The organism is Azoarcus olearius (assembly GCF_001682385.1).
GTDB lineage: Bacteria > Pseudomonadota > Gammaproteobacteria > Burkholderiales > Rhodocyclaceae > Azoarcus > Azoarcus olearius.
This window is the reverse complement of record NZ_CP016210.1, coordinates 2,338,077-2,355,317: the sequence shown is the minus strand read 5'-3', so window position 1 is coordinate 2,355,317 and position 17,241 is coordinate 2,338,077. Positions and strand designations below refer to the sequence as shown.

Sequence of the window (17,241 nt, the reverse complement as noted above, 5' to 3'; positions counted from 1 at the left end):
CTGCGGCGACGCTACCAAAGGAATAGTGAAGGGATTTCAGGAAAGGCCGGCTGCACCCCAGCCTGGCGAACGGCTGCGCGCCACCAGCCAACCGTTGAAGACGCCGCGCGCAGCCTCGACCACCTCGCCGGCACCGAGGCCGACCGGGCCCACGCCCTCGCGCGCAAGGCGATCCGCCGCGGCCCCGTGCAGATGCACGCCGGCAATCATGGCATCGGTCGGCGGCCACCCCTGCGCGAGCAGGCTGACCACGACACCGCTCAGCACATCGCCCATGCCGGCTGTCGCCATGCCGGGATGCCCGGTGCCGTTGATATACCAAAGCCCGTCCGCGGTGGCGATGATGCTGCCGCAGCCCTTGAGCACAACCGTGGCCCGGTAGCGGCGGGCGAGTTCGCGCGCGCTCGCGACGCGGTCCTGCTGCACCTCGGCGGTGTCGCAATCGAGCAGGCGGCCGGCTTCAGCCGGGTGGGGGGTCAGCAGCGTCGGCGCAGTGCGCTTCACGAGTCGCCCTTCGAGTTCGGCACTTTCTGCAACGAGGTTGAGTCCGTCGGCGTCGATCAGCAGCGGAATATCCCGCTCGATGGCCTGCGCGACGAGGTCGGCGGCGGCGCCGCTGCGGCCGAGACCGGGCCCCACCGCCAGCGCACTGAGCGCCTCCGGCAGCGCCTCGGCCCGGCGCAGCATCAGTTCGGGGCGCAGCACGTCTACCGACGGTGCTGCCGGATCCAGAAGCCCGCAGTAGACGCGGCCGGCGCCGAGCCACAGTGCGGCACGCCCTGCCAGCAGAGCCGCGCCGGCCATGCCGCTGTCGCCACCGAGTACCGCCGCATCGCCGTAGCGACCCTTGTGGGTGTTGCGCGGGCGCGGTTGCAACTGCTTCGCGAACAGGCTCGGCGTGATCTCCCAGCCGACGTCGGGCGCCCAGGAAGGGGCGTCGATCTCGAGCCGTTGCAGCGAGATTTCGCCGCAGTGGTCCGGTCCGTCGAGCGTGAGGAGACCGGGCTTCAGCGCAATGAAGGTGGTGGTGTGCGTCGCGCGGAAGGTTTCGCCCATCAGGCGGCCGGCGTCGGCATCGAGTCCGCTCGGAATGTCGAGCGCCATGCGCGGAGCGCACTGCGCATTGAGCGTCTGTATCCACGCGGCCAGCCGGCCGGTGACCGGCCGTCCGAGTCCGATTCCGAACAAGGCGTCGACGACCAGCGCCCACCCGCGCGCCGGCACCGGCGGAAGTTCGGGAATCCAGGTGCCACCGGCGGCGACAAAGTCCGCGTAGGCCTTGGCGGCGTCCGGGGGCAAAGCGTCGGCCGTTCCGGCGAAGGCGACGGTGACCTCCCGTCCAGCCTGCAGCAACTGGCGCGCCATCACGAAACCGTCGCCCCCGTTGTTTCCGGGTCCGCATGCGACCAGCACCGGCCCGGGCCGGTCGATCAACAATCGCACCGCGTCCTCGGCGGCGGCCCGGCCCGCCCGTTCCATCAACGACGGCCGGGCGCTCGGGATCAGCGTCTTTTCGATCGCACGGATGCCGGCGACAGGACAGATGGGCTGGGCGGGCGCGAACATGATGGACTCCGGGGGGCAAGGCGGCCGATTCTACAGCCTGCTCATGCGAGTCCGTTGGCGCGTCGCTTCTCCAGCCGGGCCTCGTGAATCAATTCCACTCCGCCGTGTTCGTCCACTGCTTCAAGCCGGACGGTGAAGCCCCACAGCCGCGCGACGTGCTTGATGACCTCCTCGGTGGTGGTACCCAGCATGCGGCGGCGGTACTCCTGGTGCCGCAGGGTCAGCGAGCGGTCACCGCGCAAATCGACATTCCAGACCTGGATGTTGGGCTCGCGGCTGCCAAGGTTGTACTGGTCCGACAGCACTTCGCGCACGCGCCGAAAGCCCGCGTCATCATGGATGGCGGAGACCTTGAGCTTGTCCTGGTGGTCGTCATCGAGGATGGCGAACATGTGGAAGTCGCGCATGACCTTGGGCGACAGGTATTGGGCGATGAAACTTTCGTCCTTGAAATTGCGCATCGCGAATTCGAAGGTGTCGCGCCAGTCGCTGCCGGCAATGTCCGGAAACCAGCGACGGTCTTCCTCGGTGGGGTTTTCGCACATGCGCCGGATGTCCTGCCACATGGCAAAGCCGAGGGCGTAGGGGTTGATCCCGCTGTACCAGCGGCTGTTGTACGGCGGCTGGTAAACCACGTTGGTGTGCGATTGCAGGAACTCCAGCATGAAGCTGTCGGCCAGCAATCCTTCGTCGTACAAGGTATTGAGCAGCGTGTAGTGCCAGAACGTCGCCCAGCCCTCGTTCATCACCTGGGTCTGCCGCTGCGGGAAGAAGTACTGCGCGATCTTGCGCACGATGCGTACCACCTCGCGTTGCCAGGGTTCGAGCAGCGGCGCGTTCTTTTCGATGAAGTAGAGCAGGTTTTCCTCCGGCTCGTCCGGAAAGCGCCGTTCTGCCACCGCGCCGGTGCGGGCTTCCATCTGGGGGAGGGTGCGCCACAGGTCGTTCACCTGGCCCTGCAGGTATTCCTCACGCTCGGCCTGGCGCAGCTTTTCCTTTGCAAGCGACAGTTTGGGCGGGCGCTTGTAGCGGTCCACTCCGAGGTTCATCAGCGCGTGGCAAGAATCGAGCAGCAGTTCGACTTCTTCCTCGCCGTAGCGCTCTTCGCAGCTGGCGATGTAGTTCCGGGCGAAGACGAGGTAATCGATGATCGCGTCCGCATTGGTCCAGGTGCGGAACATGTAGTTGCCCTTGAAGAAGCTGTTGTGGCCATAGGCAGCGTGCGCAATCACCAGGCCCTGCATTGGCAGCGTGTTCTCCTCCATCAGGTAGGCGATGCAGGGATTGGAATTGATGACGATTTCGTACGCCAGTCCCATCTGTCCGCGCCGGTAGCCTTTCTCGGTGGCGAGGAAGTGCTTGCCGAACGACCAGTGGTGGTAGTTCACCGGCATGCCCACCGAGGCGTAGGCGTCCATCATCTGCTCGGCGGTGATGATCTCGATCTGTACAGGATAGGTATCGAGCCGGTAGTTCGAGGCGACCCGGGCGATCTCGGTGTGGTAGCGCTCGATGGCATCGAAGGACCATTCGGACCCGCTCGGCAGCGGCGTCATCTTCGTGGCGTGTCGCTTCATGCGAGTGTCTTCTTGAAGAGTTCCCGGAACACCGGGTAGATGTCGGCCGCCTTCTCGATGCGCTGCATCGCGAAGTTGACGTGAGCGGACTGCAGCTTCTCGTATTCGCGCCACAGGTTCTGCGGCTCTCCGGGCGTGATTTCGATGTACGCGAAGTACTGGCACCACGGCAGGATGTCGTTGCCGAGCACGTCCTTGCAGATCGGCGAGTCGTTGTCCCAGTTGTCCCCATCGGAAGCCTGCGCGCCGTAGATGTTCCACTGCCCGCCCGCATAGCGTTCGCGGACGATGTCGCGCATCAGGTTGAGCGCGCTGGACACCACGGTGCCGCCCGATTCGCGCGAATGGAAGAACTCGTCCTCATCCGTTTCCTTGGCCACCGTGTGATGGCGGATGAAAACCACGTCGATATGCTCGTAGGTACGGTTCAGGAAGAGGTAGAGCAACATGAAGAAGCGTTTTGCCGTCGCCTTCTTCTCTTCGTCCATCGAGCCCGACACGTCCATCACGCAGAACATCACCGCCTGCGTGGTGGGCTGCGGCACTTTGACCCGGTTGTTGTAACGTAGGTCGAAGCTGTCGATGAAAGGAATGTTGTCGATCTTCTGCCGCAGCTTGCCGATCTCGTCCCGCAGCGCCCGCACTTCGTCGCTGTCCTCGCCGAAACGCAGCAGGGCGTCCTCGAGCTCGCGCTGGAGTTCGCGCAGCCGGCTGCTGTAAGGCGAACCGAGCGCCAGGCGGCGGCCAAGCGCTCCCCGCATCGACCGGACGATGTTGATGTTGGCCGGCACACCGCTGTTGGTGAAGCCGGCGCGCTGGGTCTTGTAGTCGGTGATGCGCGCGAGTTGCGTGCGCACGAGATTCGGCAGCGCGAGGTCGTCGAAGAAGATGTCGAGAAACTCTTCCCGCGATAGCTGGAAGACGAAATCGTCCTCGCCTTCGCCCTCGTTGCTCGCCTTGCCGCTGCCCGAGCCACCCGACCCGCCCCCCAGCGGCCGGTTGATCAGGTCACCGCTGGAGAACTGGTCGTTGCCGGCGTACACCTGCTCCCAGATGCCGCCCTTACCGTGCTGGAAATGGGGTTCCGACAGATCCTTGGCCGGAATCGACACCTTTTCGCCGTTGTCGAGGTCGCGGATGGAGCGTCCCTGTATCGCTTCCGAAACCGCCTTGCGGATCTGCTGCTTGAAGCGTCGCACGAAGCGCTGCCTATTGACCGCGCTCTTGTTCTTGCTGTCGAACCGCCTGTCGATGATGCGAACCATGCCGCCTCCTGATGGGGTACTGCCGCACCAGGGCGGTGCGGCAGGCCGGGCCATGCACGCTTACGACGACTTTCTGACGCGGAGATACCACTCGCACAACAGACGCACCTGCTTTTCGGTATAGCCCTTCTCGATCATGCGATTGACGAAGTCCTGGTGCTTCTTCTGCTCGTCCCCGCTGGCCTTGGCGTTGAAGCTGATCACCGGCAGCAGGTCCTCGGTGTTCGAGAACATCTTCTTCTCGATCACGGCGCGCAGCTTTTCGTAAGAAGTCCAGCTCGGGTTCCGGCCTTCGTTCTTGGCGCGCGCCCGCAACACGAAATTGACCACCTCGTTGCGGAAGTCCTTCGGATTGCTGATTCCAGCCGGTTTCTCGATTTTCTCCAGTTCGTCATTCAGCGCAGAGCGGTCGAGAATCTCCCCGGTGTTGGGGTCGCGGAATTCCTGATCCTGGATCCAGAAATCGGCGTAGATCACGTAGCGATCGAAGATGTTCTGCCCGTATTCCGAATAGCTCTCCAGGTACGCGGTCTGGATTTCCTTGCCGATGAACTCGGCGTAGCGCGGAGCGAGGTATTCCTTGATGAAGCCCATGTAGCGCGCTTCGGTTTCGGGCATGAACTGTTCCTGCTCGATCTGCTGTTCCAGCACGTACATCAGGTGCACCGGGTTGGCAGCGACCTCGCGGTGATCGAAGTTGAATACCTTGGACAGCACCTTGAAGGCAAAGCGTGTGGATAGCCCGGTCATGCCCTCGTCGACGCCGGCGTAGTCGCGATACTCCTGGTAGCTCTTGGCCTTGGGGTCGGTGTCCTTCAGGTTTTCACCGTCGTAGACCCGCATCTTGGAATAGATGCTGGAATTCTCCGGCTCTTTCAGACGCGACAGTACCGAGAACTGCGCCATCATCTTCAAGGTGTCCGGCGCGCACGGTGCTTCCGAAAGCGAGCTGTGGGTGAGCAACTTGTCGTAGATCCGGATTTCGTCGGACATCCGCAGGCAGTACGGCACCTTGACCGTGTAGATGCGGTCGAGGAAGGCCTCGTTGTTCTTGTTGTTCTTGAACGCCACCCATTCGGATTCGTTCGAGTGCGCCATCACGATGCCGTCGAACGGAATCGCACCGAAACCCTCGGTGCCCTTGTAGTTGCCTTCCTGCGTTGCGGTCAGCAACGGATGCAGCACCTTGATCGGCGCCTTGAACATCTCGACGAACTCGAGCAAGCCGCGGTTTGCCAGGCACAGGCCCCCGGAGTAGCTGTAGGCATCCGGGTCGTCCTGGGAGAACTGCTCCAGCATGCGGATGTCGATCTTGCCCACCAGCGAGGAGATGTCCTGGTTGTTTTCGTCACCCGGCTCCGTCTTGGCCACGGCGATCTGCCGCAACACCGACGGGTTGAGCTTGATGACGCGGAAGCGGGTGATGTCGCCGTTGAATTCGTGCAGGCGCTTGACCGCCCACGGACTCATGATCGTGTTCAGGTAGCGGCGTGGAATCCCGTAGTCGTCTTCCAGTATCCGGCCGTCTTCGTCCACGTCGAAAAGCCCCAGCGGCGACTCATGGACCGGCGAACCCTTGATGGCGTAGAAGGGCACTTTCTCGATCAGGCTTTTCAGTTTTTCCGCCAGCGAGGACTTGCCGCCGCCCACAGGACCGAGGAGATAGAGAATCTGTTTCTTTTCCTCCAGCCCCTGCGCCGCGTGTCGGAAATATGACACGATGTGCTCGATGACCTCTTCCATCCCATAGAAGTCGCGGAAGGCCGGATAGAGTTTGAGCACCTTGTTGGAAAAGATGCGCGAAAGGCGGGGATCCAGCCGGGTATCGACCAGCTCCGGTTCGCCAATCGCCATCAGCATGCGTTCCGCTGCAGTCGCATACGCAGAGCGGTCTGTCTTGCACAGATCCAGGTATTCCTGGATCGACATCTCTTCCTCGCGTGCTGCTTCGAAACGGGCTTGATAGGCGTTGAAGATGGTCATCGGGAAACCTCCTTCGAAGGCGGGTCGCTCGGACCCGAAGCGGGTGCGTACGAAACTCCGGAGCAGCATGGCCGACGGGCGCCAGCCGCCTGCGGTCACTCCATCAGAGGCCCCTGCAACCGGCCGAGTTCCGCGCGCCAGCGCCCATTTTTCCACGGCGCGGGAACCATTCTCGACCGCGGGCGGCTCTGGAAGGAAGGCCGGGGGGCTGTGCTAGAATCGGGATTTTTCCGTGGCGCGCCGGTCGGCTTGGCGGCACGCTCGGTCGTGGTTTTTCGCAGCTGCCATAAGCGCCGGTTTCGGCAGCAATTATTTGACTTCTCAGGATCGTTTTAATGCAGACCACCCAGGAAATCCAGACCTCGCAGAACCCGCTCGAACGTCGTATCGACATGTCGCTGGCGGTGGCCGACATCGACAAGGCGGTGGAAGCCCGCCTGAAGCAGATGGCGCGGTCCGTGAAGATGCCGGGCTTCCGTCCGGGCAAGGTGCCCTTGAAGATCGTCGAGCAGACCTACGGCCCGCAGGCGCGGTCGGAAGCGATCGGCGCCGCGGTGGAGCGCGCGTTCGGCGAGAAAGTTCGGGAACAGAACTTGCGTGTTGCCGGCTATCCGCGTATCGAGCCTAAGGAGGCGGGTAGCGAGGGTGCGCTGGAGTTCAGCGCGGTCTTCGAGGTCTATCCGGAAGTGGTAGTGGGCGATCTGTCTGCACAATCCATCGAACAGCCGACCCTCGTCGTGGGCGACGCCGAGGTCGACAAGACCATCGACGTGCTGCGCAAGCAGCGCACGACGTTCGAGGCCGCCGCACGCCCCGCCCAGGACGGCGATCGCGTCACGATCGACTTCGCCGGCCGCAAGGATGGCGAACTGTTCGAAGGCGGTCAGGCGACCGACTTCCCGTTCGTGATCGGCGCGGGTTCGATGCTCAAGGATTTCGAGACTGCTGTCGTTGGTCTCGGCGTTGGCGAAACCAAGACCTTCGACATGACCTTCCCGGAGGACTACCACGCCAAGCATCTCGCCGGCCAGCCGGTGCAGTTCGAGGTCACGCTGAAGTCGGTCGAAGCGCCCAAGCTGCCCGAAGTCGACAGCGACTTCGCCAAGGCGCTGGGTGTGGCCGACGGCAACGTCGACAAGCTGCGTGAAGAGGTCAAGGGCAACCTGGAGCGCGAAGTGAAGCGCCGCATCCAGGCCAAGGTGAAGGAGCAGGCGATGGACGCGCTGCTCGCGGTGACGCCGATCGAAGTGCCGAAGGCGCTGGTCGAGTCGGAGGCCACTCAACTGGCCGAGAACGCCAAACGTGATCTGGCCGCGCGCGGCATGAACACCAAGGACATCCCGGTGCAGCCGGCCTGGTTCGGCGACCAGGCGATGCGCCGCGTGAAGCTGGGCCTGATCATGGCCGAGGTGGTGAAGGGTAACGAACTCCACGCCAAGCCCGAGCAGATCCGTGGCCTGGTCGAAGAGATGGCGCAGAGCTACGAGGATCCCTCGGAACTCGTGCGCTGGTACTACGCTCAGCCTGACCGGCTGGCGCAGGCCGAAGCGGTGGTGATCGAGGACAACGTCGTCGCCTGGGTGCTGTCCAAGGCTCAGACCAGCGAGAAGTCGATCGCCTTCGATGATTTGATGGGCAATGCGGCCTAATCCAAGTAAGGACTGACCATGAACGCAGGAACACCACAGCACAGCAGCGCCTGGGACCCGGTTGGACTGGGTCTGATCCCGATGGTCGTGGAACAGAGCGGCCGCGGCGAACGCTCTTATGACATCTATTCCCGCCTCCTGAAGGAGCGCGTGGTGTTCCTGGTCGGTCCGGTGAATGACGTTACTGCCAACCTGATCGTCGCCCAGTTGCTGTTCCTCGAGTCCGAAAATCCGGACAAGGACATCTACTTCTACATCAACTCGCCCGGCGGTTCCGTCACTGCCGGGTTGGCGATCTACGACACGATGCAGTTCATCAAGCCGAACGTCAGCACGTTGTGCATCGGCCAGGCTGCGAGCATGGGGGCCTTCCTGCTCGCCGCGGGTGAGAAGGGCAAGCGCTTCTGCCTGCCCAACTCCCGCGTGATGATTCACCAGCCGCTGGGCGGCTTCCAGGGCCAGGCGTCGGACATCGAGATTCATGCCCGCGAAATCCTGTACCTGCGCGAGCGCCTGAACGGCATGCTGGCCAAGCACACCGGCCAAACCATCGAGCAGATCGAAAAGGATACCGACCGCGACAACTTCATGTCCGCGACCGCCGCCGTGGAGTACGGCCTGGTGGACAAGGTCCTGACCAGCCGCGCCGATACCTGAACCAGGAGAATCCGAAAATGACGGAAAAGAAGACGGGCGGCGAAAAGCTGCTTTACTGCTCGTTTTGTGGCAAGAGCCAGCATGAGGTACGCAAGCTTATCGCAGGGCCGTCCGTCTTCATCTGCGACGAGTGCATCGAACTCTGCAACGACATCATCCGGGACGAGATCGCCGGCAGCGTCGAGACCGAGGGCGTGAAGGGCAAGCTGCCCACGCCGCACGAGATCTGCCAGATTCTCGACCAATACGTCATCGGCCAGGCCCAGGCGAAGCGCAACCTCTCCGTTGCGGTGTACAACCACTACAAGCGGCTGCGCCACCTCAGTGGCCGTCAGGACGAGGTCGAGCTTTCCAAGTCGAACATTCTCCTGATCGGACCGACCGGGTCGGGCAAGACGCTGCTTGCGCAAACGCTCGCGCGCCTGCTCAACGTTCCCTTCGTCATGGCGGATGCGACGACCCTGACCGAGGCCGGTTACGTGGGCGAAGACGTCGAGAACATCATCCAGAAGCTGCTGCAGAAGTGCGACTACGACGTCGAGAAGGCGCAGCAGGGGATCGTGTATATCGACGAGATCGACAAGATTTCGCGCAAGTCGGATAACCCGTCGATCACGCGTGACGTGTCGGGCGAAGGCGTGCAGCAGGCCCTGCTGAAGCTGATCGAGGGCACGATCGCGTCGATCCCGCCGCAGGGCGGGCGCAAGCATCCGAATCAGGACTTCATCCAGGTCGACACCACCAACGTGTTGTTCATCTGCGGCGGGGCTTTCGACGGCCTGGACAAGGTGATCCGCAACCGGACCGAAAAGATGGGTATCGGTTTTGGCGCCGAAGTAAAGAGCCGGCAAGGGAAGAACCTCACCGAGACCTTCCGCCAGGTGGAGCCCGAGGATCTCGTCAAGTTCGGCCTCATCCCCGAATTCGTCGGACGCCTGCCTGTCGTCGCCACCTTGCAGGAACTGGATGAGGACGCACTGATCCAGATCCTGATCGAACCCAAGAACGCGCTGGTGAAGCAGTACCAGAAACTCTTCTCGATGGAAGGGGTCGATCTGGAAATCCGGCCTGCCGCGTTGCATGCGGTGGCGCGAAAGGCGATCAAGCGCAAGACCGGCGCCCGCGGTCTGCGTTCGATCCTCGAGGCGGCACTGTTGGACATCATGTACGACCTGCCGCAGCTCGACGGCGTGGAAAAGGTCGTGGTAGACGAAAACACGATCGAGGAAGGCAGCAAGCCGCTGCTGATCTACGCTGAACAACCGAAGGTGTCCGGCTCGAACTGACACCTTTCAACCCGCCGCTTGAATTTCCAGGCCCCGCCCGCATATGGGCGGGGCTACCTTAGAAAGGAAACTGAAAATGTCGGGTCCCGTTGACCTCCCCAACGATCAAATGGAACTGCCGCTGTTGCCGCTGCGCGACGTGGTTGTGTTCCCGCACATGGTGATCCCGCTTTTCGTGGGGCGCCCCAAGTCCATCAAGGCGCTCGAAAACGCCATGGAGGCCAGCAAGAGCATTCTGCTGGTTGCCCAGAAGTCGGCCGCGAAGGATGAACCGGCGATCGAAGACCTGTACTCGATCGGCTGCGTCGCCAATATCCTGCAGATGCTGAAGCTACCCGACGGCACGATCAAAGTGCTGGTGGAAGGGGTTCAGCGCGCCCGGATCGACTCCGTCGAAGACCTGAAGCAGTTGTTCGTCGCCAAGGCGACGCCCATTCCGGTTCCGGAAGTGGACAACAACGAGGTCGAAGCCATGCGGCGCGCGATCATCGCGCAGTTCGACCAGTACGTTAAGCTGAACAAGAAGATTCCGCCGGAGATCCTGACGTCGCTCGCCGGGATCGAGGAGCCGGGCCGTCTTGCGGACACCATTGCGGCTCATCTTCCCCTCAAGCTCGAGCAGAAGCAGGACGTGCTCGAGATGTTCGACACCGGCGAACGCCTCGACAAGCTCCTCACCCAGCTTGAAACCGAACTCGACATCCTCCAGGTCGAAAAGCGCATCCGCGGGCGCGTGAAGCGCCAGATGGAGAAGAGCCAGCGCGAGTACTACCTGAACGAGCAGGTCAAAGCCATCCAGAAGGAACTCGGGGAGGGCGAGGAGGGCGCTGATCTCGAGGAGATGGACAAGAAGATCAAGTCCGCGGGAATGCCGAAGGACGCCTTGGCCAAAGCGCAGTCCGAGTTCAAGAAGCTGCGCCTGATGTCGCCGATGTCGGCTGAAGCCACGGTGGTGCGGAACTACATCGAGACGCTGATCGGCCTGCCGTGGAAAAAGAAGTCCCGCGTCAGCAAGGATCTGGCCGAGGCCGAGAAAGTGCTCGACAAGGATCATTACGGTCTGGAGCGCGTCAAGGAGCGCATCCTTGAATATCTCGCCGTCCAGCAGCGTGTCGACAAGGTCAAGGCGCCGATTCTGTGCCTGGTCGGCCCTCCGGGGGTCGGCAAGACTTCGCTCGGCCAGTCGATCGCAAAAGCCACCAACCGCAAGTTCGTGCGCATGGCGCTTGGCGGCGTGCGCGACGAGGCGGAGATCCGCGGCCACCGCCGCACCTACATCGGTTCGATGCCGGGCAAGATCCTGCAGAACATGACCAAGGTGGGTGTCAAGAATCCGCTGTTCCTGCTCGACGAAGTCGACAAGCTCGGCCAGGACTTCCGCGGTGATCCGTCGTCCGCGCTGCTCGAGGTGCTGGACCCCGAACAGAACCACACCTTCCAGGACCACTACGTGGAGGTTGATTTCGACCTCTCCGACGTGATGTTCGTCGCCACCGCCAACACCCTCAACGTTCCGGCGCCTTTGCTGGATCGTATGGAAGTGATCCGCCTGTCGGGCTACACCGAGGACGAAAAGGTCAATATCGCCCAACGTTACCTGTTGCCCAAGCAGATCAAGAACAACGGTCTCAAGCGTGACGAGATTTCGGTGACCGAAGAGGCGCTGCGCGATGTGTGCCGCTATTACACCCGCGAGGCGGGGGTCCGTAGCCTGGAGCGCGAGATCTCGAAGATCTGCCGCAAGGTGGTGAAGTCGCTCGTGTTGCGTTCGCGGGCCAGCAAGATCGTCGTCAACGCGAAGAACCTCGACAAGTACCTTGGCGTCCGCAAGTACAGCTTCGGCGTCGCCGAAAAGGCCAATCAGATTGGTCAGGTGACCGGCCTGGCGTGGACGGAGGTGGGCGGCGAGTTGCTGACCGTGGAAGCTGTGGCGCTGCCCGGCAAGGGCAAGGTCATGACGACCGGCAAGCTCGGCGAGGTCATGCAGGAGTCGATCCAGGCTGCGCTGTCGGTGGTACGCAAACGCGCACGGTCGCTCGGCATCAAGGACGACTTCTACCAGAACAGCGATATCCACATTCACCTGCCGGAAGGTGCGATTCCGAAGGATGGTCCGTCCGCCGGTATCGCGATCTCCACCGCGCTGGTTTCCGTTCTCACCGGCATTCCGGTCCGTTGCGATGTCGCAATGACCGGCGAGATCACCTTGCGAGGTGAGGTACTTCCGATCGGTGGCCTCAAGGAAAAACTGCTTGCCGCAGTGCGCGGCGGCATTCGCACCGCGCTGATACCGGAAGAAAACGTCAAGGATCTGGTGGATATCCCCGACAACATCAAGAACGTGATCGAAATCGTTCCGGTGAAGTGGATTGATCAGGTTCTGGAGTTGGCTCTGGAACGAAAGCCGGAGCCGCTGCCGGAGGAGGCTGAGGTTGCAGCCGTGGCCCCTGCAGACGAGGCAGCGCGCGCTGCAGCCAACCTGCGCGCACATTGATCGGCCGGCAACACGGGCTGCTTTGCGCGCCCGTGCTGCCGAACGAAAACGCTCTGCGTTCCAAGCTTGGCAACCTGCTGCCGTTACATCTATAATCTTTGGCTCTCTCGAGCGGGAACGGGTGCTTAGCTCAGTTGGTAGAGCGTCGCCCTTACAAGGCGAATGTCGGCGGTTCGACCCCGTCAGCACCCACCACATCCGTGAGAATGCCAAGGCAGACACTTCGCCTTGACGCTTCAAGAGGGGCCTTCTACAATTCGGCCTCTTTCGCCGACGGGCGGTTAGCTCAGCGGTAGAGCACTGCCTTCACACGGCAGGGGTCACTGGTTCGATCCCAGTACCGCCCACCACAAGTGGGCTTCGGCGAGTTTTGTTGTAGTTCCGCGACGGGCGGTTAGCTCAGCGGTAGAGCACTGCCTTCACACGGCAGGGGTCACTGGTTCGATCCCAGTACCGCCCACCACGCAATCAAACCGGCATACAGCCGGTTTTTTTGTTTCTGCTGTCGTCACGACTGCGCATCGCCTAAACTCGCCGGGTTTCCCGTGAAGAGCGACCCAGCGTGATTGTTTACTCCATCAAGCCCACGCGACCCGAAGCCCACCTCTTCGAGGTCCGGTGCGAAATCGACCACCCACAGTCGCCCGCACAATTCGTGCGCCTGCCAGCCTGGATCCCCGGCAGCTACATGATCCGGGAGTTCGCCCGGAACATCGTCAGCTTCCGGGCTACGCTGTCCGAAGGAGAGCCTCTGCCAGCGGAGAAGGTCGACAAGCACACCTGGCGGATTGCAGTCCCCCGCGGCGCGGCGCAGATCGTCCTGACGTACGAGGTATACGCCTGGGACCTTTCGATCCGGTCCGCGCATCTGGATTCGACGCACGGCTTCTTCAACGGCACCAGCGTGTTCCTCGCTGTAGATGGCCGTGAGAGCGATCCCTGCGAAGTGGAAATCGCTCCGCCGACGGGACCCGCATATGAGCGCTGGCGGGTGGCCACCTCTTTGCCGCGCGCGCCGTCCCGGGTTGAGGCCCACGACCCGCATGCATTTGGACGGTTCGCGGCGAAAAACTACGACGACCTCGTAGACCACCCGGTGGAAATGGGCGAGTTCCAACTTGGCCATTTCACGGTTGCCGGAGTTCCTCATGAGGTGGCATTGAGCGGCCGGGCCGAGTGCGATATGGAGCGCCTGACCAGCGACCTGCAGCGTATCTGCGAATGGCAGGTACGGTTGTTTGATTCTCCGCCGCCGATGGACTACTACCTGTTTCTCACCACCGTCGTCGGTGACGGATATGGCGGCCTCGAGCACCGGGCTTCAACTGCCTTGCTCGCCAGTCGCAAGGATCTGCCTTGGGTCGGAATGAAGAAGATGTCGGAGGCGTACCAAGGCTTTCTCGGCTTGTGCAGCCACGAATACTTCCACTCCTGGAATGTGAAGCGGATCAAGCCTGCGGTCTTCACGCCCTACCAGCTGGAGCACGAGAACTACACGCGCCTGTTGTGGGCGTTCGAAGGATTCACGTCCTATTACGACGATCTCACCCTTGTGCGCGCCGGCGTCATCGAGGTGGACGACTATCTTGCCTTGCTCGGCAAAACGATCTCCACCGTTCTGCGGGGCCCCGGGCGACTGCGGCAAAGCGTCGCGGAATCGTCATTCGACGCATGGATCAAGTACTACCGGCAGGATGAGAATTCGGCGAACGCCATTGTCAGCTACTACGCCAAGGGTTCTCTGATCGCCTTGGCGCTGGACTTGAAACTGCGTAAAGCGAGCGGCGGGACGCGCAGTCTCGACGACGTGATGCGGCATCTGTGGCGGGAGCATGGGCTCACCGGGGTTGGCGTTGGTGAGGAGGGCGTTTTCGAGGCGGTAGAGGCGGTCAGCGGTTCGTCGGCACTTGCCCGCTGGTTACGCGATGCAGTGAACGGAACCGACGATCTGCCCCTGGAACGCCTGTTGCAGCCGTTCGGCGTCGAGATGGAAGTCACCGCTTCCAATCCATCGCCATCGCTGGGCGTCAAGTTGGGTGGAAGTAACGGGGAAGTGAAACTCGCGGTGGTCTACGACGGCGGCGCAGCCCAGCGCGCCGGTCTGTCTGCGGGCGACGTCCTCGTCGCACTGGATGGAATCCGCGCGACGAACGCCTCGCTGGACGAGGCGCTGACGCGTCGCCGGGCGGGTGATGACATGGAAATACTTGCCTTCCGGCGCGATGAACTGATGCAGTTCCAGGTGACACTCGACGCTCCGGCCGAGGATACGGTCAAACTTGGCTGTGCGCGTCGCGCCTCCAGCACCGCGCGGACCTTGCGCAACGGATGGCTGCATGGGCTACAGAACCACAATGAGAACAGGAGCAACTGATGACCGCGGTACGCATTTACCATAATCCGCGCTGTGGCAAGAGCCGCAGCGCTTGTGCCTTGATTGCCGAGCGCGATGTTGACGCGGAGGTTGTGGAGTATTTGAAGCATCCCTTGGGCCGGGATGAATTGCGGGCACTGCTCGACAAACTGGGTTTGAAACCGCAAGACCTCATCCGGCGGGGCGAAGCCGTGTTCAAGGAACACTTTGCCGGTAAAGCGCTCGATGACGAGGAGTGGATCGACGCCATGGTGGCTTATCCCATCCTGATGGAGCGGCCGATCGTGGTGCGCGGTGAAAGAGCGGTGGTGGCGCGTCCGCCCGAGCGGGTTGCCGAACTGTTCGACTGAGGCATTTATCGGCCGGGGCGTTGTGACCGCCCCGCCACGAAGCGTAGCAAGCCCAGAAAAAGTAGTGCGGCCAGGGCGGTTGCCAGCACCGCCGCCTGCCAGAACGCGGCAACCGACGCCTCGGCCGAGCGGGCGCCGGCGTGAAATGCCAGCCAGTATCCGAGCCCCAGGCCGACACCCCAGAACGCCAGGGTGTGCACCACCATCGGCAAAGCGGTGACCTTGTAGGCCCGCAGCGTATGGGAGGCCACGGTCTGCGCTGCGTCGAAAACCTGGTATAGACAGATGTAGGGAAGCAGGCTGAGGGCGGCCAGACGCACCGCGTTGTCCGAACTCCAGAGCTGAAGCACGGGAGTTCGTGCCAGCCACAGGACGCCACCCAGGAGGGTCGAAAGTGCGCACGTCAAGACGATCGCGACCTTGGCGTAGCGCGCGGCTCTCGTCCAGTCGAGCCCACCGGCCGCTTGCCCCACAAGCACCAGCGCCGACGTGGCAAGCGAGAGCGGCAGCATATAGGCCAGCGCCGCGAGGTTGGCGACGACCCTGTGCGCGGCAACCCAGTCGGGCCCTAGGCGCGCGATCAGCAGCGCGATCAGTGTGAACGAGGTGATCTCGATAAAGGTCGACAGCCCGATCGGAAAGCCGAGTCGCAGCAGCGCCCACAGTCGGACCGGGTCGGGAGGCGTCCAGCTGCGAAAAGCGCGCAGCTTGCGAAAAACCCTGAGCCGCGCGAGCGCAATTGCGCCGCAGCCCAACGCGATCCACGCGACAACGGACGTGGAAACTCCGCACCCCGTCCCGCCCAATGGAACGCCAAAGGCACCGCTTACCAGCGCCCACGCGAGCGGCGCGTGAATGCAGGTGGTGGCAAGACTGATGAACATGAGCACGCGAGGTCGGCCGAGTGCATTGGCGAACGCATAGAACGTTCTGTACAGCAGAACCGCCGGCAGCCCGGCAGCCGTTGCACGCAGGTAGTCGCCAACCTTCGCGGCCAGCGGGGACGGAACGGCGGCCAGATCGAGCAGCGCCCCGGGTGAGAGCAGGAGCGCGGTGCCCGGCACGGCGAGCAGTATCGCCAGCCAGAACCCCTGATGAAGCGATGGCACGAGTTCGTCAGTGGCGCCGGCGCCGACGTGATGGGCGACCGTAGGCGCCACGGCCTGGAGAACGCCTACCAGCAGCATCACGAGCGATACGTAGATGCCGTTACCCACCGCAACCGCGGCCAGGTCGGAAGTGGCGTAACGACCCGCGATGATGGTGTCGGCCACCATCATCCCCATCGACAGCAACTGGGCAATCAACACCGGCCACGCGTGGCCAAGCAGGCGACGGGCAATGTGAAGCGTCGAATCGGTACTCGTTGCAGCCAGGCTCCCGGATGGAGCGATCACGACTATGCCCGGCTACGCAGGGGCAGCTTGCCGCGCCAGTACCGCCAGGCAAGAAAACCGAGGATGCCTGCCATGATCAGCCAGAAGCCCACCCCTTGCCAGAAGGCAATGGGATCGGTGGCCAGAAAGTAGTCGCGCGGGGGGCGGACGAAATGGACGCGACCTTCGGCCAGCGCCCGCACCGCGCTCCCCAGAAGCCCGAGCGCGGGGGCAAACCACACGAGCAGGCCGACGCCGACAATGACCCGATCGAGCAAGGGTGTGCGGCGGGTGCGTGGCAGAAAGACGCTTTCGACGCCAAACCACAAGGCTACGAAAAAGCCGCCGACGGCGAGCACCGGCGCTACCGCGAGGGCGGCGCCCAGCGCGGTGGCAGCGAGCATGAAACGCGCGCCTTCGAGAGGGGAGATCCGCGCCCAGGAGGCTTCAAGCGACGAGAACAGGACCCATGCAGCAGGCGCCGCGACGATAAGCACCAGCAAGGCCCAAGCCGCGCGACGACGTGCCCGGTCGCCCGCGCGTGTCGCGTCACCGGATTCCAAATCGAGATTCATTGAGAGACCGCGAGGGTTGATGACAGAGAGAGGATAAGCCCGCCGCGTGACCACCGGCTGTCGGGCCACGAATGACCCGGGGTATCCGC

Annotated in this window: 12 protein-coding genes and 3 tRNA genes; 9 read left to right on the top strand and 6 right to left on the bottom strand. The window is 62.8% G+C overall.

Translation table 11 applies throughout. The features are described from left to right. Positions 1 to 36 precede the first annotated feature (36 nt). Genes dqs_RS10835 through dqs_RS10820 form a run of 4 tightly spaced genes read right to left on the bottom strand, consistent with a single transcriptional unit; the run spans position 37 to position 6,391 of the window. Positions 37 to 1,566: a bifunctional ADP-dependent NAD(P)H-hydrate dehydratase/NAD(P)H-hydrate epimerase gene (locus tag dqs_RS10835; protein WP_065340475.1), complete on the bottom strand. Its 1,530-nt coding sequence runs from the start codon at positions 1,564 to 1,566 to the stop codon at positions 37 to 39. A 41-nt stretch (positions 1,567 to 1,607) separates the two neighbouring features. Beyond that, positions 1,608 to 3,143 carry a SpoVR family protein gene (locus tag dqs_RS10830; RefSeq protein WP_011765806.1) on the bottom strand — a complete coding sequence of 512 codons (1,536 nt, stop codon included), beginning with the start codon at positions 3,141 to 3,143 and terminating at the stop codon, positions 1,608 to 1,610. Continuing rightward, positions 3,140 to 4,408: a YeaH/YhbH family protein gene (locus dqs_RS10825; RefSeq protein ID WP_065340474.1), complete on the bottom strand. Its 1,269-nt coding sequence runs from the start codon at positions 4,406 to 4,408 to the stop codon at positions 3,140 to 3,142. Before dqs_RS10825 ends, dqs_RS10830 begins: the two co-directional genes overlap by 4 nt. 60 nt (positions 4,409 to 4,468) lie before the next feature. Continuing rightward, on the bottom strand, positions 4,469 to 6,391 hold the full coding sequence (locus tag dqs_RS10820) for a PrkA family serine protein kinase (protein WP_011765804.1): 1,923 nt from the start codon (positions 6,389 to 6,391) through the stop codon (positions 4,469 to 4,471). Between the two features lie 335 nt (positions 6,392 to 6,726). Between dqs_RS10820 and tig the strand changes: the two genes are divergently transcribed. The 9 genes from tig to arsC all read left to right on the top strand — a co-directional run bounded on the left by tig (position 6,727) and on the right by arsC (position 15,201). Then, positions 6,727 to 8,040, top strand: a complete 1,314-nt coding sequence (gene tig / locus dqs_RS10815) for a trigger factor (RefSeq protein WP_065340473.1) — start codon at positions 6,727 to 6,729, stop codon at positions 8,038 to 8,040. An 18-nt stretch (positions 8,041 to 8,058) separates the two neighbouring features. Beyond that, positions 8,059 to 8,697, top strand: a complete 639-nt coding sequence (gene clpP / locus dqs_RS10810; protein ID WP_011765802.1) for an ATP-dependent Clp endopeptidase proteolytic subunit ClpP — start codon at positions 8,059 to 8,061, stop codon at positions 8,695 to 8,697. A gap of 17 nt (positions 8,698 to 8,714) precedes the next feature. After that, positions 8,715 to 9,983, top strand: a complete 1,269-nt coding sequence (gene clpX, locus dqs_RS10805; RefSeq protein WP_011765801.1) for an ATP-dependent Clp protease ATP-binding subunit ClpX — start codon at positions 8,715 to 8,717, stop codon at positions 9,981 to 9,983. 76 nt (positions 9,984 to 10,059) lie between these two features. Beyond that, the gene (gene lon, locus dqs_RS10800; RefSeq protein WP_065340472.1) at positions 10,060 to 12,477 is read left to right on the top strand and encodes an endopeptidase La; all 2,418 of its coding nucleotides are present in this window, start codon (positions 10,060 to 10,062) and stop codon (positions 12,475 to 12,477) included. 119 nt (positions 12,478 to 12,596) lie between these two features. Then, positions 12,597 to 12,672, top strand: a tRNA-Val gene (locus dqs_RS10795). Between the two features lie 80 nt (positions 12,673 to 12,752). Continuing rightward, positions 12,753 to 12,827: transfer RNA gene (locus dqs_RS10790), tRNA-Val, on the top strand. A 38-nt stretch (positions 12,828 to 12,865) separates the two neighbouring features. Next, a tRNA-Val gene (locus tag dqs_RS10785) sits at positions 12,866 to 12,940 on the top strand. A 99-nt stretch (positions 12,941 to 13,039) separates the two neighbouring features. After that, the gene (locus tag dqs_RS10780; protein WP_065340471.1) at positions 13,040 to 14,851 is read left to right on the top strand and encodes a M61 family metallopeptidase; all 1,812 of its coding nucleotides are present in this window, start codon (positions 13,040 to 13,042) and stop codon (positions 14,849 to 14,851) included. Continuing rightward, positions 14,851 to 15,201 carry an arsenate reductase (glutaredoxin) gene (gene arsC, locus dqs_RS10775; RefSeq protein ID WP_065340470.1) on the top strand — a complete coding sequence of 117 codons (351 nt, stop codon included), beginning with the start codon at positions 14,851 to 14,853 and terminating at the stop codon, positions 15,199 to 15,201. The genes dqs_RS10780 and arsC overlap by 1 nt, the downstream gene beginning before the upstream one ends. A gap of 5 nt (positions 15,202 to 15,206) precedes the next feature. Here arsC and dqs_RS10770 read toward each other — a convergent pair whose 3' ends face one another. Further along, entirely contained in the window at positions 15,207 to 16,598 is a 1,392-nt protein-coding gene (locus tag dqs_RS10770; RefSeq protein ID WP_084018433.1) for an MATE family efflux transporter, read from the bottom strand. Between the two features lie 2 nt (positions 16,599 to 16,600). Next, positions 16,601 to 17,152 carry a hypothetical protein gene (locus tag dqs_RS10765; RefSeq protein ID WP_050976123.1) on the bottom strand — a complete coding sequence of 184 codons (552 nt, stop codon included), beginning with the start codon at positions 17,150 to 17,152 and terminating at the stop codon, positions 16,601 to 16,603. Between the last annotated feature and the right edge of the window lie 89 nt (positions 17,153 to 17,241).

Excerpts from the sequence above, each read along its gene's own strand:
- dqs_RS10835 (WP_065340475.1), bottom strand. The coding sequence starts at position 1,566 with ATGTTCGCGCCCGCCCAGCCCATCTGTCCTGTCGCCGGCATCCGTGCG.
- dqs_RS10830 (WP_011765806.1), bottom strand. The coding sequence starts at position 3,143 with ATGAAGCGACACGCCACGAAGATGACGCCGCTGCCGAGCGGGTCCGAA.
- dqs_RS10825 (WP_065340474.1), bottom strand. The coding sequence starts at position 4,408 with ATGGTTCGCATCATCGACAGGCGGTTCGACAGCAAGAACAAGAGCGCG.
- dqs_RS10820 (WP_011765804.1), bottom strand. The coding sequence starts at position 6,391 with ATGACCATCTTCAACGCCTATCAAGCCCGTTTCGAAGCAGCACGCGAG.
- tig (WP_065340473.1), top strand. The coding sequence starts at position 6,727 with ATGCAGACCACCCAGGAAATCCAGACCTCGCAGAACCCGCTCGAACGT.
- clpP (WP_011765802.1), top strand. The coding sequence starts at position 8,059 with ATGAACGCAGGAACACCACAGCACAGCAGCGCCTGGGACCCGGTTGGA.
- clpX (WP_011765801.1), top strand. The coding sequence starts at position 8,715 with ATGACGGAAAAGAAGACGGGCGGCGAAAAGCTGCTTTACTGCTCGTTT.
- lon (WP_065340472.1), top strand. The coding sequence starts at position 10,060 with ATGTCGGGTCCCGTTGACCTCCCCAACGATCAAATGGAACTGCCGCTG.
- arsC (WP_065340470.1), top strand. The coding sequence starts at position 14,851 with ATGACCGCGGTACGCATTTACCATAATCCGCGCTGTGGCAAGAGCCGC.
- dqs_RS10765 (WP_050976123.1), bottom strand. The coding sequence starts at position 17,152 with ATGAATCTCGATTTGGAATCCGGTGACGCGACACGCGCGGGCGACCGG.